This is a genomic window from Azotobacter salinestris, assembly GCF_009363155.1.
Classification (GTDB): Bacteria; Pseudomonadota; Gammaproteobacteria; order Pseudomonadales; family Pseudomonadaceae; genus Azotobacter; species Azotobacter salinestris.
The window spans coordinates 3,387,237-3,406,291 of sequence record NZ_CP045302.1 but is presented as its reverse complement, the minus strand read 5'-3'; the positions used below and the strand labels follow the sequence as shown (position 1 = coordinate 3,406,291).

Below are 19,055 nucleotides of genomic sequence, written 5' to 3'. Positions count from 1 at the left end.
GCTAGCGCCGGGCACCGCATGGACGGTGCGTGGTTATTCGGTTTCCAGTTCGATGTCGATGCCGAGCGAGCGGATTTCCTTGATCAGCACGTTGAAGGACTCGGGCATACCGGCCTCCATGCGGTGATCGCCGTCCACGATGTTCTTGTACATCTTGGTCCGGCCATTCACGTCATCCGATTTCACGGTGAGCATTTCCTGCAGGGTGTAGGCGGCGCCATAGGCTTCCAGCGCCCAGACCTCCATCTCCCCGAAACGCTGACCGCCGAACTGCGCCTTGCCGCCCAGCGGCTGCTGGGTCACCAGGCTGTAGGAACCAGTGGAGCGCGCGTGCATCTTGTCGTCGACCAGGTGGTTCAGCTTGAGCATGTACATGTAACCGACGGTGGTCGGACGCTCGAACTGGTTGCCGGTCCGACCATCGAACAGGCGCATCTGACCGCTTTCCGGCAGATCGGCCAGCTTCAGCATGGCCTTGATTTCGCTTTCCTTGGCGCCATCGAACACCGGCGTAGCCATCGGCACGCCGCCGCACAGGTTGTTCGCCAGGTCGAGGATCTCGGTATCGCTCAGAGAGTCCAGCTCTTCCTCCTTGCGCCCGCCGATCTCGTTGTACACCTCGCCGAGGAACTGACGCAGCTCGGCGACCTTGCGCTGCTCCTCAAGCATCCGGTTGATCTTCTCGCCCAGGCCCTTGGCTGCCAGCCCCAGGTGGGTTTCGAGGATCTGCCCGACGTTCATCCGCGACGGCACGCCCAGCGGGTTGAGGACGATATCCACGGGAGTGCCGTTGGCATCGTGGGGCATGTCCTCGACCGGCATGATCACCGACACCACACCCTTGTTGCCGTGGCGGCCAGCCATCTTGTCGCCCGGCTGGATGCGGCGCTTGATGGCCAGATAGACCTTGACGATCTTCAGCACGCCCGGAGCCAGGTCGTCCCCCTGCTGCAGCTTGCGCTTCTTGTCCTCGAACTTGTCGTCGAGCAGCTGACGGCGGTCGGCCAGGTAGGCCTGCGCCTTCTCCAGCTGCTCGTTGAGGGCGTCGTCGGTCATGCGTAGCTTGAACCACTGACCACGCTCGAGCCCGTCGAGAATTTCATCGCTGATCTCGGTGCCCTTCTTCAGGCCGGCCCCGCCTTCGCACATGGCGCCGACCAAGGCGGCCCGCAGACGCTCGAAGGTGGCGCCTTCGACGATGCGGAACTCCTCGTTGAGATCCTTGCGGATCTCGTCCAGTTGCATCTTCTCGATGGCCAAGGCACGGGAATCGCGCTCGACGCCATCGCGGGTGAAAACCTGGACATCGATGACGGTGCCCTTGGTGCCGGTCGGCACGCGCAGGGAGGTGTCCTTCACGTCACTGGCCTTCTCGCCGAAGATCGCCCGCAGCAGCTTCTCTTCCGGAGTCAGTTGGGTCTCGCCCTTCGGAGTGACCTTGCCAACCAAGATGTCGCCAGCCATGACCTCGGCACCGACATAGACGATACCGGCTTCGTCCAGCTTGTTCAGTGCAGCCTCGCCGACGTTCGGGATATCCGCGGTGATTTCCTCCGGACCGAGCTTGGTGTCCCGCGCCACACAGGTCAGTTCCTGGATGTGGATGGTGGTGAAGCGATCTTCCTGCACCACGCGCTCGGACAGGCAGATCGAGTCCTCGAAGTTGAAGCCGTTCCAGGGCATGAACGCCACGCGCATGTTCTGCCCCAGGGCCAGCTCGCCCATGTCGGTGGACGGGCCGTCGGCCATGATGTCGCCGCGCGAGACCTGATCACCCTTGCTGACCAGCGGACGCTGGTTGATGCAGGTGTTCTGGTTGGAACGGGTGTACTTGGTCAGGTTGTAGATATCCACACCGGCTTCGCCGGTTTCGACCTCGTCGTCGTTGACGCGCACCACGATGCGGCTGGCGTCGACCGAGTCGATCACCCCGCCACGGCGGGCCACCACGCAGACGCCGGAGTCGCGCGCCACGTTGCGCTCCATCCCGGTGCCCACCAGCGGCTTGTCGGCACGCAGGGTCGGCACGGCCTGACGCTGCATGTTGGACCCCATGAGCGCACGGTTGGCGTCGTCGTGCTCGAGGAACGGAATCAGCGAGGCCGCAACGGACACCACCTGCCGCGGCGAGACGTCCATCAGGGTGACGTCTTCCGGAGCCTTGACGGTGAACTCGTTCAGATGGCGGACCGCTACCAGTTCGTCAATCAGCCGGCCACTCTCGTCCAGCGTCGCGGAAGCCTGGGCAATCACATGGTCGGCTTCCTCGATGGCGGACAGGAACACGATCTGGTCGGTGACCTGCCCCTCCTTGACCACACGGTACGGACTCTCCAGGAAGCCGTACTGGTTGGTGCGGGCATAGGCAGCCAGGGAGTTGATCAGACCGATGTTCGGGCCTTCAGGCGTTTCGATCGGGCACACGCGGCCATAGTGGGTCGGGTGCACGTCACGCACCTCGAAACCGGCACGCTCGCGAGTCAGACCACCCGGGCCAAGGGCGGAGACACGGCGCTTGTGCGTGATCTCCGACAGTGGATTGTTCTGGTCCATGAACTGCGACAGCTGGCTGGAGCCGAAGAACTCCTTGACTGCTGCAGCCACCGGCTTGGCATTGATCAGGTCCTGAGGCATCAGGCCCTCACTCTCCGCCATCGACAGACGCTCCTTGACGGCACGCTCGACGCGTACCAGGCCGACACGGAACTGGTTCTCGGCCATTTCACCGACACAGCGCACGCGACGGTTGCCCAGATGGTCGATGTCATCGACGATACCCTTGCCGTTGCGGATACCCACCAGGGTCTTAAGCACATCGACGATGTCCTCGCGGCTCAGTACGCCTGGACCCTCGATTTCTTCGCGCCCGATGCGGCGGTTGAACTTCATGCGGCCGACAGCGGACAGATCGTACCGCTCAGCACTGAAGAACAGGTTGTTGAACAGGGTCTCAGCAGCATCCTTGGTCGGCGGCTCCCCCGGACGCATCATGCGGTAGATCTCGACCAGTGCCTCCAACTGATTGGTGGTCGAGTCGATCTTCAGCGTGTCGGAGATAAACGGACCACAGTCGATGTCGTTGGTGTAGAGGGTTTCGAGGCGCACGACCTGAGCCTTGGCGATCTTCACCAGCAGCTCTTGGGTCAGCTCACTGTTGCACTCGGCGATGATTTCGCCGGTCGACGGGTGCACGATGGCCTTGGCCGTAGTACGTCCCAGGACGTACTCCAGCGGGACATCCAGCTCCTTGATGCCGGCCTTCTCCAACTGGTTGATGTGACGAGCAGTAATGCGTCGCCCCTGCTCGACGATGACCTTGCCGGAGACATCCTTGATGTCGAAGGCGGCGATTTCACCACGCAGACGCTGCGGCACCAGCTCCAGACTGAGGCCATGCTCCGTCACATGGAACACATTGGTATCGTAGAAAATGCCCAGCACTTCTTCGGTGGTGTATCCAAGCGCACGCAGCAGTACCGAGGCCGGCAACTTGCGGCGGCGGTCGATACGGACGAACACGGCATCCTTCGGATCGAACTCGAAGTCGAGCCAGGAGCCGCGGTAGGGAATGATCCGCGCGGAATACAGCAGCTTGCCCGAGCTGTGGGTCTTGCCGCGGTCGTGATCAAAGAACACACCTGGGGAACGGTGCAGCTGGGAAACGATCACGCGCTCGGTACCGTTGACGATAAAGGTGCCGTTCTCGGTCATCAGGGGGATTTCCCCCATGTAGACCTCCTGCTCCTTGATGTCCTTGATCGCCTTGTTCGAAGATTCCTTGTCGAAAATGATCAGGCGCACCTTCACGCGAAGCGGTACAGCGAAGGTCACGCCGCGCAGCACGCACTCCTTGACGTCGAAGGCCGGCTCGCCCAGACGGTAGCCAACGTATTCCAGGGCAGCATTGCCGGAATAGCTGATGATCGGGAAAACGGACTTGAAGGCTGCATGCAAGCCAACGTCGCGGAGCTTGTCCTTGCTCATACCGGCCTGCAGGAATTCGCGATAGGAATCCAACTGGATAGCCAGGAGATAAGGCACATCCATGACGTCCGGCAACTTGCTAAAGTCCTTGCGGATACGTTTTTTCTCAGTGTATGAGTAAGCCATCAGCGTTCCCCAGCTTGGTCACCTGCTTGTTTGGCCTCTCCGAAGGGGAGCTGCCAGAAATCGTGCAGGCCGATTCGATTGCCTGCGCCACCTCTGAGGTGGTAGGTCATGGGCGGCAGCAGACAGCAAGCCACCCATAACGGAAAAAGGCCGGTGGCTCCAGCCACCAGCCATCAGCCTTACGCAAGGCGCGCAGGCCGTAGACGCAAGATCGTCGCTTACTTGAGCTCGACTTTCGCGCCAGCTTCTTCCAGGGCCTTCTTGGCAGCCTCGGCCTCTTCCTTGGAGACGCCTTCCTTGACTACGCCCGGAGCGCCATCGACAACAGCCTTGGCCTCTTTCAGACCCAGGCCGGTCAGTTCGCGAACGACCTTGATCACGTTCACTTTCTTGTCGCCAGCCTCGGCCAGAACGATGGTGAACTCGGTTTGCTCTTCAGCGACCGGAGCAGCGGCAGCCGGGCCGGCAGCCACGGCAGCGGCAGCAGTCACGCCGAACTTTTCTTCCATCGCCTTGATCAGCTCGACGATCTGCATGACGGACATTTCGGAAACGGCGTTGATGATATCTTCGTTGGTCAGAGCCATGACTCTAATTCCTGTTAGGGATAGACGACCTTTATGCGGCCATCAAAATTAAATATGAAATCGAAAGAACCTGGGTGCCGGTCAGGCAGCCACACCTTCTTTCTGGTCGCGAATTGCCGCCAGGGTACGAGCCAGCTTGCTGGTAGCGCCTTGAATCACGCTCATCAGCTGTGCAACGGCTTCGTTGTAGGTCGGCAGGGTAGCCAGTACGTCGATCTGGTTGGCTGCAAGGAACTGCCCTTCAAATGCAGCAGCCTTGATCTCGAACTTGTCCTGACCCTTGGCAAACTCCTTGAAGATGCGGGCTGCAGCGCCCGGATGTTCATTGGAGAAAGCGATCAGGGTCGGGCCTTTGAACGCGTCGTTCAGGATCTCGAACTGAGTGCCTGCGACAGCGCGGCGGGCCAGGGTATTACGCACGACTCGCACGTACACACCAGCCTCGCGGGCCTCTTTACGGAGTCCGGTCATGGCACCGACAGTCACGCCACGGGCATCGGCCACGACAGCGGACAGGGCAGCCTTGGCAGCCTCGTTGACTTCAGCGACGATGGCCTTCTTGTCTTCGAGCTTGATTGCCACGGGTTTACTCCTGGATGTTACCGTTTCGCCCAGCAGAGCCGGACGGCGCTTTGGTGTCTGATTCGGTACGAATCGGGAGCACCATCTGCGTAGGCTGAAGGTTTAAGGCTTGCGCCGCCTACGGTCTTGGATAGCCCCCGCCAGGCAGGGACCCCAATAATCGACGTGGCGGACTGCGCCGCCACGCTCAATGCCTTAGGCCTCCAGAGAAGCCTGATCGATGACCAGCCCCGGCCCCATGGTCGTGCTGAGAGTCACGCGCTTGACATAGACCCCCTTGGAGGTAGAGGGCTTCAGACGCTTCAGGTCGCCCAGCAGAGCTTCGACGTTCTGCTTCAGCTTGACCGGCTCGAAATCGACCTTGCCCACGGAGGCGTGAATGATGCCGTTCTTGTCGGTACGGAAGCGCACCTGACCTGCCTTGGCATTCTTCACAGCGGTGGCCACGTCGGGAGTCACGGTGCCTACTTTCGGGTTCGGCATCAGACCACGCGGACCGAGAATCTGGCCCAACTGACCAACGACACGCATTGCGTCCGGAGAGGCAATAACGACGTCATAGCTCAGATCGCCGCCTTTCATCTCGGCGGCCAGCTCGTCCATGCCCACCCTGTCGGCACCGGCAGCCAAGGCTGCCTCGGCAGCCGGCCCCTGAGTGAACACGGCAACACGTACACTCTTGCCGGTGCCGTTCGGCAGCACGGTGGCGCCACGCACGACCTGGTCAGACTTACGCGGATCCACGCCCAGGTTGATGGCGATGTCGACAGACTCTTTGAACTTGATGGTGGAGAGCTCCGCCAGCAGAGCAGCAGCTTCCTCGAAGCCGTATTGCTTTCCTGCCTCTACTTTTGCAGCGATCGCCTTCTGGCGCTTGGTCAGCTTAGCCATTTAAACACCCTCCACATTCAGGCCCATGCTGCGTGCGGAACCGGCAATGGTACGCACAGCAGCCTCCAGGTCAGCAGCCGTCAGATCGGCCTGCTTGGCCTTGGCAATCTCCTCCAGCTGGGCACGGTTCACGGTGCCGACCTTCTGGGTATTCGGGCGGGGAGAGCCACTGGAGATACCGGCCGCCTTCTTCAGCAACACGGACGCCGGGGTGCTCTTGGTTTCGAAGGTAAAGCTGCGGTCACTATAGACGGTGATGATCACCGGAGTCGGCAGGCCTGGCTCCATGCCTTGGGTCCTGGCGTTGAACGCCTTGCAGAACTCCATGATGTTGACCCCGTGCTGACCCAGGGCCGGACCGACCGGCGGCGACGGGTTGGCCTGAGCGGCCTTCACTTGCAGCTTGATATAAGCCTGAATTTTCTTAGCCATGTATAACTCCAGTTATGGGTTCAAGCGCCCGGAGGCTCCCCTGTTGCTTTCGCGATTGCCTAGTGACGACAAAACCCCGCAGCCTGCGACTGCGGGGTATGGGGCAACTTTATCAGCTACGCCTTTTCGACCTGGCTGAACTCCAGCTCCACTGGCGTGGAGCGCCCGAAGATAAGCACCGCCACCTGGATGCGACTCTTCTCGTAATTGACTTCTTCCACGACCCCGTTGAAGTCCGCGAAGGGACCGTCGATCACACGCACCACCTCACCCGGCTCGAACAAGGTTTTCGGCTTTGGCCGATCACCACTATCGGCCACTCGGCGAAGAATAGCCTCAGCTTCCTTATCGGTAATGGGTGCCGGCTTGTCGGCAGTACCGCCGATGAAGCCCATGACACGAGGCGTATCCTTGATCAGGTGCCACGTTGCCTCATTCATCTCCATCTGGACTAGCACATAACCTGGAAAGAACTTGCGCTCGCTTTTCCGTTTCTGGCCGTTCCGCATCTCCACCACTTCCTCGGTGGGAACCAGAATCTCGCCGAATTGGTCTTCCATTCCGGCAAGCTTGACCCGTTCGATCAGCGAGCGCATGACATGCTTTTCATAGCCTGAATAGGCATGAACGACGTACCAACGCTTAGCCACGAATGCACCCTTAACCAACGATCATGGAGACCAGCCAGCCCAGCAGGGAATCAAGCCCCCACAACAGCAGCGCCATCACCAGAACCACAGCCACCACGATCAACGTGGTTTGCGTGGTTTCTTGACGGGTCGGCCAGACAACCTTGCGAATTTCGGCACGCGCTTCTTTCGCCAGAGAGAAAAAAGCCTGCCCCTGACTAGTCCTGAGAGCAACGAAAAGCGCCACGCCTCCCAAGACCAGCAATGCAACAACACGATAGAGGATGGACTCGTCAGAGTATAGCTGGTTACCAACCACACCCACTGCAACCAAGGCCACCACCACGAGCCACTTCAGCAAATCAAAGCGAGACTCTTTAGCTTCAGCTTCAGCCTTGGCATTCATCCGAGAGACCCTATAAAGAAATGCCAGAAATCCTTTGAAATCTGGCAGGCCAGGAGGGAATCGAACCCCCAACCTGCGGTTTTGGAGACCGCCGCTCTGCCAATTGAGCTACTGGCCTAGAACCTTGACGAGGCCAGCCATCTTGCCAGCCTCAGAAATAAAGATCAATGACTTACTCGATGATCTTGGCAACCACACCGGCACCAACGGTACGACCACCTTCGCGAATGGCGAAGCGCAGGCCGTCTTCCATGGCGATCGGGGCGATCAGGGTGACGACCATCTTGATGTTGTCACCCGGCATCACCATCTCGACGCCTTCCGGCAGCTCGACGTTACCGGTCACGTCGGTGGTACGGAAGTAGAACTGCGGACGGTAGCCCTTGAAGAACGGAGTGTGACGACCACCCTCCTCCTTGGACAGCACGTACACTTCGGCCTCGAACTTGGTGTGCGGCTTGATGGTGCCCGGCTTGGCCAGAACCTGGCCGCGCTCCACGTCTTCACGCTTGGTGCCGCGCAGCAGGGCGCCGATGTTCTCGCCGGCGCGACCTTCATCGAGCAGCTTGCGGAACATTTCCACGCCGGTGCAGGTGGTCTTGGTGGTCGGACGGATACCGACGATTTCCACTTCCTCGCCCACCTTGACGATGCCGCGTTCGACACGACCGGTCACCACGGTGCCACGACCGGAGATGGAGAACACGTCTTCGATCGGCATCAGGAACGGCTGATCGATGGCACGCACCGGCTCCGGAATGTAGGAGTCCAGGGTTTCCACCAGCTTGCGCACGGCGGAAACGCCGATGCCGTTGTCGTCCTTGCCTTCCAGCGCCATCAGGGCGGAGCCGGTGATGATTGGGGTGTCGTCGCCCGGGAAGTCGTAGGCGGACAGCAGATCGCGCACCTCCATCTCGACCAGCTCCAGGAGCTCGGCGTCGTCGACCATGTCGGCCTTGTTCAGGAACACGACGATGTAGGGAACGCCCACCTGACGGGACAGCAGGATGTGCTCGCGGGTTTGCGGCATGGGACCATCGGCAGCCGAGCAGACCAGGATAGCGCCGTCCATCTGGGCAGCACCGGTGATCATGTTCTTCACGTAGTCGGCGTGACCGGGGCAGTCGACGTGCGCGTAGTGACGGACCGGGGAATCATATTCAACGTGGGAAGTATTGATGGTGATACCGCGTGCCTTTTCTTCCGGAGCATTGTCGATCTGGTCGAAGGCGCGAGCGGCACCGCCCCAGGTCTCCGCGCAAACCTTGGTCAGAGCGGCCGTCAGAGTGGTCTTGCCATGGTCCACGTGACCGATGGTGCCAACGTTGACGTGCGGTTTGTTACGTTCGAATTTTTCTTTACCCACCGAAGCCACCCCGCAAGAATCTCACCACCAAAACAAAGGCAGATATTTTCATATCTGCCTTTAATATTGGAGCTCATGAGCGGATTTGAACCGCTGACCTCACCCTTACCAAGGGTGTGCTCTACCAGCTGAGCTACATGAGCAAAAACACAAGCAAAACCTGGAGCGGGTAGCGGGAATCGAACCCGCATCATCAGCTTGGAAGGCTGAGGTTCTACCACTGAACTATACCCGCATAGCCATCAGGCTAATGCTGAAAATCTGGTGGAGGGGGAAGGATTCGAACCTTCGAAGTCTATGACGTCAGATTTACAGTCTGATCCCTTTGGCCACTCGGGAACCCCTCCTGAACATGCCGGCATTATGTTTCGCCGACCTTTAGCTGTCAAGAGTTTTTCTTTAAAAAACCTGAGCTTAGCTCGCTTGACCGCTACTTCAGGCAGCTTCCGAACCCACTGCCGCCTTAAAGCGGGCGCAATTCTATTCAAGATACCCAGAGACCGCAACCCCCTCGCACTCCTTTTTTTGCTGCCGCAGCCCGGGAAAGGATCGACCGAGCCTCCTCATCAGGCGTTCATCGAGCAATCGAGCACTCTCAGGCATCACCCTGACCCAGTAATCTTGCCGCACCCGAGGCAGCTCACGCACCACAGGCTCGTAGCCAGCCGCCCTGAAGCGCTGCACTGCAGCTTCGGCGGACTCAGCGCGAGAGAAAACCCCCAGCGAGACAGCATTGATTAGATCCCCTTGAGCAATCACATAACTGTCAATTTTCTTCGCCTGCAGCTCCCTCACTTGCTGCCGGGATGCCTGACGAGATGCCAGTGGCGCCAAATACACCCAGTAATCCGCCGCCACAACACGCTCCTGTCGCTCTATCCTGGAGGCAATATCGAGGCTTAGCAGCCGCTGCACAATCTGATGCCCCTTTTCTTCAGACTGAAATCCCCCCAGAAACAAGCACTCCTCTTTTCTGCCCTCGCCTTTCGCTTGCATGGTAACCCCTGACTCACTGATCAGCCGAATTCCCACCTCCACATCACGAAACGACGAATCAGGCTTCTCATTTGCCATCCGAGAAGCGAATCGCTCGTTCCAGACCCAATAGAAGAGATTCAGCATCACCAATAAAAGGAAAAGCCAGCGCATGCACGACCTCAGGAAGGAATGGGGCACGCAATGGCAAGCCCGACGAAAATCAAATCCGGTACAACTTTTACACGGGGCAACATATCCTTGACCAAGGAGGCATCTCCACCAGTCAGAAAAACCTCATAGTCATCACCCCAATATTCCATAGCCAAGTCCACCTGAGAACGCACGAACCCCTTCAACATCAAGAAACACCCACGCTCAACAGCTTCAGCCGTGGAACGACCCGGAGCAACCAGCTCAGCCATGAAGCCATTAGAAGCAATGGCAGCATGATGAATGCGCTTGGTATGCGTGCACAACCGACTACGCAACAGCGGCAGTCCTGGACAAATAAACCCCCCCTTATGCTCACCATTGGCATCAACAAAGTCAGCCGTGACCGCAGTCCCCAAATCCAGCACCAGACAGGCGCCAGCCGAAAGATGATAGGCAGCGATAACAGCCATCCATCTATCAAGCCCGAGGCTTTCATGATCCATATAGCCGTTACGCACCCCCGCCAAACAAGCTGCAGGCCGAGCAATCAACAAATCAAGCCCGAACCTTTCAGCAAGGCATCTTTCGAGAGAAACATTTTCCTCATCACTACGCACACTAACCATACGGCAATGGCGGAACTCATGGGATACCCGAGCCGCCTCCAAAGCACGAACCAGTTCCTCGACCGATTCAACTACCCCTCTCAGAAGCACTTGAGAGGCCACATTGATGATTCGCCACTTTATAAAACTGTTACCACAGTCAAGCTCGATGATCATCACACAACCTCAGGCTGATCTCGCCACCACTGAACAACTGCTCCCGCCCACTGACGCTCAACCGCAGCGCCCCCACACGATCAACCCCCAAGACCAAGCCCTCGATCCGCTGCGTACCTGCAATCAACACCACTTCGCATCCCTGCCACAGGTGATTCGACTCCCACTCCTCATGCAGCGCAGCAAACCCCACCTCCGCATGACGAGTCAAATACCCGTGCAACTGCCGGCTCAACTCACAGACAAATTCATTTCTATCAATCAGGCGCTGGAGCTCCAACTTCATGGAAGTCCACGGCTGCTCGATATCACTTTCGCTTTCCATATTGATGTTGATACCAATACCTACGACAACATGACATATATCCGCAGGATCGCCGGTCAACTCCAGGAGAATTCCTGCAATCTTTTTCCCCTGCACCAGAATATCATTAGGCCACTTCAGCCCAGCCTTAGCGAGCCCCGAAGCCCTTAGCGCCCGCAATACTGCCAATCCAACCACAAGGCTTAATCCCTCCAACTGGCGAGCCCCCCCCTGAACTCGCATCACCAGACTCATGTAGACATTCACCCCGAATGGACTTTGCCAAACACGCCCTCGCCGACCGCGCCCAGAAGTCTGCCTCTCCGCCAGTATTAGAAAAGGAGGCTCAACACCCTTAGCCACGAGCCTAGTTGCCTCAGCGTTTGTCGAATCCAACGATTCATAAATATAAAAAGGCCAAACATCAGACAAACCTTTATCGCACAACACCCCATCATCCAACAAAATCAACGGACTGGCCAGCTGATAACCACGCCCTCGCACCCGGTTCAACTCTATTCCCAGATCAGCCTCCAAGCGACGTATCTGCTTCCAGACAGCATTTCGACTGATACACAATGCATCGGCGATTGCCTGTCCGGAATGAAAGCGACCATCTTGAAGGAGCTTTAATAAAGTCAGCATTTCATGCCCCAAACCAATATAAGATCGGCATCATAGCGGGGCACTCCTGAAAACCCAACAACCTAACATCCTCCCGGAATACCCCACAGACAAAGACTATCCCCCCTGAAGATCCAGACTCCATTTCCCCTCTACCTAAGGGACAGGCAAACGGTCATATTTATGACGCCACGCCAGCAAAGACAGACATATCGACTCCCTCGCCAAGGCGCGATGCCGCCGCTGAAGCGTCGAGAGGAAGCTCGCGTCGACGCGCAAGAGCTTGAGGCCTGCGCAAGGCGTCTCGACCCTGGACCGGCGTAATAACATCAATTCCAACCAAGCGCTCCACGAAAGCAAGCCCCACCAGGACGGCAGCCTGCCGGCGAGATAGCGATATCCACCTCGGATCGGCCAATGCCTTGAAACAAGTCAGGGAACTGCAACAAATGTCGGACAAGAAGGCCATGGGGGGGGGGGGGGGGGGGGGGGGGGGGGCGGGATCTCAAGGAAGCGACAAGGTAGCCCGCTCGCGACAGTGGCTTGCGCCCTCACCATTGTTGTCACGGAAGGCCCAATGAGGGCACCTCTAAAAACACCCACCTGAGCTGGGTCGAGCAGTGACGAACCCAGCGCTTGGCATCCGTTGACCGGGTTGATGTCTCGCAGAAGATCCTGCTGCCGGTCGCGGTATGCAACCGGCGACCTGACTCAGGCCATTTCCAGCAGTCTCGACATCCGCTTGAGGTTGTAGACCGCCGATTTGACCACCAAACCGAACTCCGCCCGGACCAAGCCAATGCTCCGGACCATCTTGCCGCCCATCTGGGCGAGGCTGGCAAATACATGCTCGACCCTGGCCCGGGGGCTGTAACCGTCCGGCCAAGTCATCTGGCTTGAACCCGCCAGGCTAAGAGATGGTGTCCACCTATTTATCGTGGACACCATTTCAAGGCTTTCAAGCGGGGAATCATGCAGCGACGTTCTTATTCCAAGGCCTTCAAGGCGCAGGTCGTGCAGGAGTGCAGCCTGCCCGGCAACTCGGTTGCCAGCGTGGCCCTGAGCCACGGCATCAATACCAATGTGGTTCATCGCTGGAGAAGATTGGCCGCATGCTCCCCGTCGACCGGGACACTGCCCGCCTTTCTTCCGGTGACGCTGGAGCCGCTGGTTCAGTCGGCGACTTTCGACCAGGCGGAGATCCGCATCGAGATTCCCCATCGCCGTACAAGCTTGACCGTGCACTGGCCGGCGGGCGATGCCGAAGGCTGTGCCCGGTTCGTCCGCGAGCTCCTGCAATGATCCGCATCGATGCCATCTGGCTCGCCACCGCGCCGCTGGATATGCGGGCCGGAACGGAAACGGCGCTGGCCAGGGTGGTGGCGGTCTTCGGTGCGGCGAAGCCGCACAACGCCTACCTGTTCGCCAACAAGCGGGCCAACCGCATGAAAGTGCTGGTTCACGATGGTTTCGGTGTCTGGCTGGCCTCGCGCCGGCTGAACCGGGGCCGCTTCGTCTGGCCGGGCAGCTGGCAGGGTGCCCAGTTTGAACTGAGCGCCGAGCAGCTTCAGGCCCTGGTGGTCGGGCTGCCCTGGCAGCGGGTCGGATCGGGGGCCGAAATCCGCCTTTTATAGTTGACCGTCAGGTGCCCCATGCCGCGCAATTGACCGAACGGCCTATCGCCGGGAGCGATCAAGGCAGGCACACTCGGCGCCATGACTTCTGCTTGCTTCGACCATCTGACTCCCGAGCAACTGCGCGAACTGGCGGCGCAGTTGACGCAGCAAGTCCATTACTACAAAACCCGCGGCGAGCAGCTGGCTCACGAAATTGCCGTCCTCAAGCGGCATCGGTTTGCCCGGCGCAGCGAGCAGCTCGGTGCTGCCCAGCTCAGCCTGCTGGACGATCTGCTCGATACCGATATCGCGGCCATCGAAGCCGAGCTCGAGGAGCTGGCTCCAGCTCCCGCCGCTGCCGAGCCACGCCAGCAGCCCAGGCGCACAGCCTTGCCGCCGCAGTTCCCCCGCACGCTGATCCATCACGAGCCGGACAACACGCAGTGCGCCTGCGGCTGCCAGCTCAAACGCATCGGTGAAGATGTCAGCGAAAAGCTCGACTACACCCCGGGCGTCTTCACGGTGGAGCGGCATATCCGCGGCAAATGGGTCTGCGAACGATGCGAAACGCTGATCCAGGCGCCGGTTCCGGCCCAGGTGATCGACAAGGGCATCCCGACTGCCGGGCTGCTGGCCCAGGTCATGGTGGCCAAGTTCGCCGACCATCTGCCCCTGTACCGGCAGGAAAAGATCTTCGGCCGGGCCGGTTTCGCCCTCCCGCGCTCGACCCTGGCGCAGTGGGTCGGCCGCTGCGGCGTGCAACTGCAACCACTGGTCGATGCACTGCGGGACATAGTCCTGGAGCAGAACGTCATCCATGCCGACGAGACCCCGGTACAAATGCTCGCGCCGGGCATGAAGAAGACCCGGCGCGCCTATGTCTGGGCCTACGTTCCCAGCCCGTTCGCCGAGCTGCGTGCGGCGGTCTACGACTTCAGCCCCAGCCGTGCCGGCGAGCATGCCCGCACCTTCCTCGGCGACTGGCGCGGCCAACTGGTCTGCGACGACTTCGCCGGCTACAAGGCCTGCTTCGAGCAGGGCGTGACCGAGATCGGCTGCATGGCCCATGCCCGGCGCAAGCTCTACGACCTGCATATCGCCAACCAGAGTCAACTGGCCGAACAGGCTCTGCGCTACATCGGTCAGCTGTACGACATCGAGCGCGAGGTACACGACTTGCTGCCCGATGAGCGACAGCGAATACGCCAGGAAAAAGCCAAGCCCATCGCCGATGCCCTGCACGGCTGGATGCTCGCCCAGCGCCGGTTGGTGCATGAAGGCACGGCCATCGCCAAGGCACTCGACTACAGCCTCAAGCGCTGGGCGGCCCTGGTGCGCTATCTCGATGACGGCATGCTCGCCATCGACAACAACGGGTGTGAAAACCAGATCCGCCCGTGGGCCATCGGCCGTGCGAACTGGCTGTTCGCCGGCTCGCTGCGCAGCGGCAAACGTGCGGCTGCGCTGATGACACTGATCCAGTCAGCGCGGTTGAACGGCCATGATCCGTATGCCTATCTGAAAGATGTGCTGACCCGGCTGCCAACGCAGAAGGCCAGTGGGCTCACCGAGCTGCTGCCGCACAACTGGATGCCTGCCAGCAAGGTGTAATCCCCAGCCGCTTACCGGGGGCTGGCAATGCGTTTGTTCCGGGCCTTGCCCGGCTCTCCGATAGGCTTGCCGGCCTGGCCCTTGCGCTGGATATGCGGTCGCCAGCCGATCAGCTTGAGCCAGCGCTCTCTGGGCTTGTCGTGATAACCGCGATCCGCCCAGAAGTCACGGCTGCTGTTGTTTCGGTCGAGCACATCCACCAGGTGCAGGGTATCGGCCTCGCTGGCATCGCTCACCCGCACGCCGCGGATCAGCTTGTGCCGACGATCCACGCTGACCGACAGCTTGTAGCCGAAGTACGATTTGCCGTGCTTCTTCGTCCAGCGCGCCTCGACATCCTTTTGTCGGCGCTGGGCGGGTGACCACTCCACCGGCACAGCCTGCTCCTTCACCACGGCCTGCTCATCGGCTGTGTTGTGCTGGATGGGCGCGCGAACGATGCTGGCATCGATGATCTGCCCTTTGCGAGCCCGGAATCCGTGTGCCTGCAACTGACGCTGCACCTCGGCAAAGATCTGGTGCTCGACATTGGCCTTGACCAGGCGCTCGCGAAAGAGCCAGATCGTGTTGCGATCCGGCACTCGGCCGGCGTGCTTGAGACCGGCAAAACGCTGGAAGCTCATGCGGTCGAGCAACTGGAACTCCATCTGCTCGTCGGACAGGTTGAACAGTTGCTGGAGTACCAGCAGTCGCGTCATCTGCTCCGTTGGATAAGGCGGCCGGCCGCCCTTGGCCCTACTGGGCCTGGGAGCCCAGCGGTCGATTTCGGCGGCCAAGGATGCAAAGTCCACATGCTTGTTCAGTAGGGCCAGTGGGTCGCCCAAGCTGTCCAGCTTGGCTTCACGCTCCTGGTCGGCAAAAAGACTGAACATCAGCAGGCTCCGGGTGATCAACAGGCGGATGATCTTACCCGGCGGCCGGGCTGGTTTTTAGAGGTGCCCATGAGCGGCTCAGCGAAAGTCTCGCCTCACCGCACTCGCCACTGACGACTCGAATCAAATACCCGCCGGCGCTCCGATGGCTTCGAACTGCACCGTGACGATGCCGAGTAACAACGGATCGGCCTGCCCTCTGGCGAAACAGGTATGCAACCTGCGAGGTAAGGGCATAGCGGCAAGCTTCGTGAAGACAATGAAGCGCGACCATATCGCGCATACTCAAGCCGGATCAGACAACAGCGCCATGGAACCTGGCGATTACTCTCGAGCACTACAGACCAAGGCATCAACTTGACGGGATGGCGGTGCCCGGCTTGATAGGAAGCCCGCCATATACATAGAGACGAGAAGCGAGACTAGTGTGGTGAATCACAAGTTCGCTTCATTATTTCTTTGCAAGGCTCGAGCAGCCCTGTCGACAGAGGCCAAGATTTCACCTGCTCCCTTACGCCAGCGGAAGGGCCTTGGATTCTGGTTGTAGGTCGCCAGGTAATACTCGATGGACTGCTCGAGATCCTTCACGCGGGTATGGGCCTGGCGCTTTATCCACTTCTGGGTGAGCATCGAGAAAAAGCGCTCCACCAGATTCAGCCATGACGCAGACGTCGGGGTGAAATGCACATGATAACGCGGGTGTGCGACAAGCCAGGCACGCACCTTGTCGGTCTTGTGCACGGCATAGTTATCCATGATCAGGTGTATGGCCTTGTCGCCCTCGACCGTTTCCTCGATGGCCCTGAGAAACTCCAGGAATTCTGCGCTGCGGTGACGGCGCTTGAGACGTCCGATCACCTCGCCGGTGGCCACATCCAGGGCGGCAAACAAGGACGTCGTGCCATGGCGCTGATAATCATGGGTACGGGTCGCCGGATACCCAGGCTCCAGCGGCAGCCCCGGCTGTGTTCGATTGAGCGCCTGGATCTGGCTTTTCTCATCGACGCACAGTACCAGCGCTTTATCCGGCGGATTCAGGTAGAGCCCTACGATATCCTGCACCTTGTCGACAAAGGCAGGATCGGTGGACAGCTTGAAGGTGTGCTCCAGGTGAGGCTTGAGCCCGAAGGCTCGCCAGATACGCTGTACGCTCGCCGGTGAAATATGGGTGGCCTTGCTCATCCGGCGCGAGCTCCAATGGCTGGCATCGTCGGGCCGGGTCTGCCGCACCCGGTCGACCACTTCCTGGACCTTTTCATCACTGATGCTGCGTGGGCGGCCTGAGCGCGGCTCGTCATTGAGGCCTTGCAGGCCCAAACGGGCGAAGCGAAGGCGCCACCTCGAAACGGTTTGCGCCGTAATGCCGAGCCGTCGAGCAATGGAAGAGCCGGACTCGCCTCGAGCGCAGGACAGAATGATCTCGGCGCGCAGCTGCATATCGGCAGGCCCCTTGTGCCTGGCTCGGCGGCGGGTGAGTTCGGCATGCTCTTGTTCGGTCAGTTCGATCCGAACGGCTGGGCGGCCTGTTTTCATCGCATGCCCTCCGAAAAAACTCTGCCAGCTCCGCGGTAGACAAGACTTATCCTGAGTAGTTGTGATTCACCACACTAGCGCAAGAAAAAGGAGAGGAGAGGCAAACCGAGACGGGCGGACCGCCCCACTCCGATGGAAAAGCTGTTATTCCGCCTTCAGGACAATCTTGGCAAAAGACTTCTTACCCGCCTGACAGACATGCGTTGAGCCAAGCCGGAACAGGAATCCGCGATCAATCACCGCTCCATCCACACGAACCCCTCCAGAGCCGAGCAGGTCGCGCGCCGCGGCGGCATTCTTGACCAGCCCTGCCTTGTTGAGGACGGCAGCGATTGGCATGTCCTCTGCGGACAACAGATGGATCTCGGGCAGATCTTCCGGCAACTCACCGTCCTTCATGCGGTTTCCGGCCGAGCGGTGTGCACTGGCAGCGGCCTCTTCACCGTGAAAGCGTGCCACGATTTCCTCGGCCAACTTGATCTTGATGTCTCGCGGGTTGGCGCCTCGCTCTACATCGGACCGAAAACCATCGATCTCCTCCATGGAGCGAAAGCTCAGGAGTTCGAAGTATCGCCACATCAGCGAGTCGGGAACAGACACCAACTTGCCATACATGACACCCGGCGGCTCCTGAATGCCGACATAATTACCCAGCGACTTGGACATTTTCTTCACGCCATCCAAACCCTCGAGCAGAGGCATGGTGACTATGCACTGGGATTTTTGACCGTAGGCGCGCTGTAGCTCGCGCCCCATCAGCAGATTGAACTTCTGGTCCGTGCCCCCCAGCTCGACATCTGCCTGCAGGGCAACCGAGTCGTATCCCTGCACCAGGGGATAGAGAAACTCATGGATGGCGATCGACTGATTCGCAGCGTAGCGCTTGCTGAAGTCGTCGCGCTCGAGCATGCGGGCAACCGTGCAATGAGAGGTAAGCCGAACGAAGTCGGCAGGCGTCAATTGCTCGATCCAGGCGGAATTGAAAACCACTTCGGTCTTGGCCGGATCGAGGATCTTGAAGACTTGGGCCTTGTAGGTTTCAGCGTTCTCCAATACCTGATCACGAGTCAGAGGCGGTCGGGTTGCGCTTTTGCCGCTGGGGTCACCGATCATTCCGGTGAAATCGCCAATAAGAAAAATCACCTGATGCCCCAGGTCCTGAAATTGGCGCAACTTGTTGATGAGTACGGTATGCCCGAGATGCAGATCCGGAGCAGTAGGATCGAAACCAGCCTTGATTCGCAGCGGCTGGCCGCTTTTCAGCTTCTCGACCAGCTCGGCTTCAACCAAGACTTCCTCTGCACCGCGCTTGATCAGCGCCAACTGCTCTTCAATCGACCTCATGAGAACCCATCAGCCACAAACGGAAAAGGTATCAACATTACAAGATTGCCCATGAATTACAAGGCTCAGGCCAGCCGAGCGCTATCATAACCGTCTGCAGCGACTGACGCCCTCCTCGCCATGAACACAAGGCACTCTTTCAATCTGCTTCGAGCCGCCGGCGCCTCCTGCCGGCTCGACGCAAGGGCTGAAAAGCACGCTCGAGCGCCCCTGACCTGCGGCCATTCCGACGACA

Annotated in this window: 18 protein-coding genes and 4 tRNA genes; 3 read left to right on the top strand and 19 right to left on the bottom strand. The window is 59.5% G+C overall.

All coding sequences use genetic code 11. The annotated features are described in order from the left end of the window. Positions 1 to 33: 33 nt before the first annotated feature. The 16 genes from rpoB to GCU53_RS15755 form a co-directional block, all read right to left on the bottom strand. Positions 34 to 4,110: a DNA-directed RNA polymerase subunit beta gene (gene rpoB / locus GCU53_RS15830; RefSeq protein ID WP_152388460.1), complete on the bottom strand. Its 4,077-nt coding sequence runs from the start codon at positions 4,108 to 4,110 to the stop codon at positions 34 to 36. A 218-nt stretch (positions 4,111 to 4,328) separates the two neighbouring features. Next, the gene (gene rplL, locus GCU53_RS15825) at positions 4,329 to 4,697 is read right to left on the bottom strand and encodes a 50S ribosomal protein L7/L12 (protein WP_152388459.1); all 369 of its coding nucleotides are present in this window, start codon (positions 4,695 to 4,697) and stop codon (positions 4,329 to 4,331) included. A gap of 81 nt (positions 4,698 to 4,778) precedes the next feature. Further along, complete coding sequence (gene rplJ, locus GCU53_RS15820; protein ID WP_152388458.1) at positions 4,779 to 5,279, bottom strand: 50S ribosomal protein L10; 501 nt, start codon at positions 5,277 to 5,279, stop codon at positions 4,779 to 4,781. Between the two features lie 195 nt (positions 5,280 to 5,474). Continuing rightward, complete coding sequence (gene rplA / locus GCU53_RS15815; protein WP_152388457.1) at positions 5,475 to 6,170, bottom strand: 50S ribosomal protein L1; 696 nt, start codon at positions 6,168 to 6,170, stop codon at positions 5,475 to 5,477. Next, positions 6,171 to 6,602, bottom strand: a complete 432-nt coding sequence (gene rplK / locus GCU53_RS15810) for a 50S ribosomal protein L11 (protein WP_152388456.1) — start codon at positions 6,600 to 6,602, stop codon at positions 6,171 to 6,173. Between the two features lie 116 nt (positions 6,603 to 6,718). Then, positions 6,719 to 7,252: a transcription termination/antitermination protein NusG gene (nusG, locus tag GCU53_RS15805; protein ID WP_039806181.1), complete on the bottom strand. Its 534-nt coding sequence runs from the start codon at positions 7,250 to 7,252 to the stop codon at positions 6,719 to 6,721. Between the two features lie 10 nt (positions 7,253 to 7,262). Continuing rightward, complete coding sequence (gene secE / locus GCU53_RS15800) at positions 7,263 to 7,637, bottom strand: preprotein translocase subunit SecE (protein WP_152388455.1); 375 nt, start codon at positions 7,635 to 7,637, stop codon at positions 7,263 to 7,265. Between the two features lie 42 nt (positions 7,638 to 7,679). After that, positions 7,680 to 7,755, bottom strand: a tRNA-Trp gene (locus GCU53_RS15795). 54 nt (positions 7,756 to 7,809) lie between these two features. Beyond that, the gene (gene tuf / locus GCU53_RS15790; protein WP_152388454.1) at positions 7,810 to 9,003 is read right to left on the bottom strand and encodes an elongation factor Tu; all 1,194 of its coding nucleotides are present in this window, start codon (positions 9,001 to 9,003) and stop codon (positions 7,810 to 7,812) included. Between the two features lie 67 nt (positions 9,004 to 9,070). After that, positions 9,071 to 9,146, bottom strand: a tRNA-Thr gene (locus tag GCU53_RS15785). A gap of 18 nt (positions 9,147 to 9,164) precedes the next feature. After that, positions 9,165 to 9,238: transfer RNA gene (locus tag GCU53_RS15780), tRNA-Gly, on the bottom strand. Positions 9,239 to 9,265: 27 nt separating this feature from the next. Beyond that, positions 9,266 to 9,350: transfer RNA gene (locus GCU53_RS15775), tRNA-Tyr, on the bottom strand. Between the two features lie 133 nt (positions 9,351 to 9,483). Next, positions 9,484 to 10,152 (bottom strand): SPOR domain-containing protein, encoded by a 669-nt coding sequence (locus tag GCU53_RS15770; RefSeq protein ID WP_244306800.1) that lies wholly within the window; start codon positions 10,150 to 10,152, stop codon positions 9,484 to 9,486. A gap of 8 nt (positions 10,153 to 10,160) precedes the next feature. Next, positions 10,161 to 10,916: a pantothenate kinase gene (locus GCU53_RS15765; protein ID WP_152388453.1), complete on the bottom strand. Its 756-nt coding sequence runs from the start codon at positions 10,914 to 10,916 to the stop codon at positions 10,161 to 10,163. Next, complete coding sequence (gene birA / locus GCU53_RS15760) at positions 10,900 to 11,865, bottom strand: bifunctional biotin--[acetyl-CoA-carboxylase] ligase/biotin operon repressor BirA (RefSeq protein WP_152388452.1); 966 nt, start codon at positions 11,863 to 11,865, stop codon at positions 10,900 to 10,902. Before birA ends, GCU53_RS15765 begins: the two co-directional genes overlap by 17 nt. A 690-nt stretch (positions 11,866 to 12,555) precedes the next feature. Beyond that, complete coding sequence (locus tag GCU53_RS15755; RefSeq protein ID WP_244306798.1) at positions 12,556 to 12,735, bottom strand: transposase; 180 nt, start codon at positions 12,733 to 12,735, stop codon at positions 12,556 to 12,558. A gap of 81 nt (positions 12,736 to 12,816) precedes the next feature. Here GCU53_RS15755 and tnpA point away from each other — a divergent pair, with 81 nt between their 5' ends. The 3 genes from tnpA to tnpC all read left to right on the top strand — a co-directional run bounded on the left by tnpA (position 12,817) and on the right by tnpC (position 15,071). Then, a complete protein-coding gene (tnpA, locus tag GCU53_RS15750; protein WP_152388408.1) occupies positions 12,817 to 13,146 on the top strand; it encodes an IS66-like element accessory protein TnpA in 330 nt (109 codons plus the stop codon). Beyond that, the gene (tnpB, locus tag GCU53_RS25540; RefSeq protein WP_167520046.1) at positions 13,143 to 13,478 is read left to right on the top strand and encodes an IS66 family insertion sequence element accessory protein TnpB; all 336 of its coding nucleotides are present in this window, start codon (positions 13,143 to 13,145) and stop codon (positions 13,476 to 13,478) included. The genes tnpA and tnpB overlap by 4 nt, the downstream gene beginning before the upstream one ends. 81 nt (positions 13,479 to 13,559) lie before the next feature. Continuing rightward, positions 13,560 to 15,071, top strand: coding sequence for an IS66 family transposase (tnpC, locus tag GCU53_RS15740; protein WP_152388451.1), 1,512 nt, complete (start codon positions 13,560 to 13,562; stop codon positions 15,069 to 15,071). Positions 15,072 to 15,082: 11 nt separating this feature from the next. Here tnpC and GCU53_RS15735 read toward each other — a convergent pair whose 3' ends face one another. The 3 genes from GCU53_RS15735 to tyrS form a co-directional block, all read right to left on the bottom strand. Beyond that, positions 15,083 to 15,943 carry an IS5 family transposase gene (locus tag GCU53_RS15735; RefSeq protein WP_244306795.1) on the bottom strand — a complete coding sequence of 287 codons (861 nt, stop codon included), beginning with the start codon at positions 15,941 to 15,943 and terminating at the stop codon, positions 15,083 to 15,085. A gap of 435 nt (positions 15,944 to 16,378) precedes the next feature. Further along, a complete protein-coding gene (locus tag GCU53_RS15730) occupies positions 16,379 to 17,476 on the bottom strand; it encodes an IS630 family transposase (protein ID WP_152388450.1) in 1,098 nt (365 codons plus the stop codon). A gap of 144 nt (positions 17,477 to 17,620) precedes the next feature. Beyond that, on the bottom strand, positions 17,621 to 18,820 hold the full coding sequence (gene tyrS / locus GCU53_RS15725) for a tyrosine--tRNA ligase (RefSeq protein ID WP_152388449.1): 1,200 nt from the start codon (positions 18,818 to 18,820) through the stop codon (positions 17,621 to 17,623). Positions 18,821 to 19,055 lie beyond the last annotated feature (235 nt).

Coding starts and splice junctions, on each gene's coding strand:
- rpoB (WP_152388460.1), bottom strand. CDS start 4,110: ATGGCTTACTCATACACTGAGAAAAAACGTATCCGCAAGGACTTTAGC.
- rplL (WP_152388459.1), bottom strand. CDS start 4,697: ATGGCTCTGACCAACGAAGATATCATCAACGCCGTTTCCGAAATGTCC.
- rplA (WP_152388457.1), bottom strand. CDS start 6,170: ATGGCTAAGCTGACCAAGCGCCAGAAGGCGATCGCTGCAAAAGTAGAG.
- rplK (WP_152388456.1), bottom strand. CDS start 6,602: ATGGCTAAGAAAATTCAGGCTTATATCAAGCTGCAAGTGAAGGCCGCT.
- secE (WP_152388455.1), bottom strand. CDS start 7,637: ATGAATGCCAAGGCTGAAGCTGAAGCTAAAGAGTCTCGCTTTGATTTG.
- GCU53_RS15770 (WP_244306800.1), bottom strand. CDS start 10,152: ATGCGCTGGCTTTTCCTTTTATTGGTGATGCTGAATCTCTTCTATTGG.
- GCU53_RS15765 (WP_152388453.1), bottom strand. CDS start 10,916: ATGATCATCGAGCTTGACTGTGGTAACAGTTTTATAAAGTGGCGAATC.
- birA (WP_152388452.1), bottom strand. CDS start 11,865: ATGCTGACTTTATTAAAGCTCCTTCAAGATGGTCGCTTTCATTCCGGA.
- GCU53_RS15755 (WP_244306798.1), bottom strand. CDS start 12,735: ATGACTTGGCCGGACGGTTACAGCCCCCGGGCCAGGGTCGAGCATGTA.
- tnpA (WP_152388408.1), top strand. CDS start 12,817: ATGCAGCGACGTTCTTATTCCAAGGCCTTCAAGGCGCAGGTCGTGCAG.
- tnpB (WP_167520046.1), top strand. CDS start 13,143: ATGATCCGCATCGATGCCATCTGGCTCGCCACCGCGCCGCTGGATATG.
- tnpC (WP_152388451.1), top strand. CDS start 13,560: ATGACTTCTGCTTGCTTCGACCATCTGACTCCCGAGCAACTGCGCGAA.
- GCU53_RS15735 (WP_244306795.1), bottom strand. CDS start 15,943: ATGTTCAGTCTTTTTGCCGACCAGGAGCGTGAAGCCAAGCTGGACAGC.
- GCU53_RS15730 (WP_152388450.1), bottom strand. CDS start 17,476: ATGAAAACAGGCCGCCCAGCCGTTCGGATCGAACTGACCGAACAAGAG.
- tyrS (WP_152388449.1), bottom strand. CDS start 18,820: ATGAGGTCGATTGAAGAGCAGTTGGCGCTGATCAAGCGCGGTGCAGAG.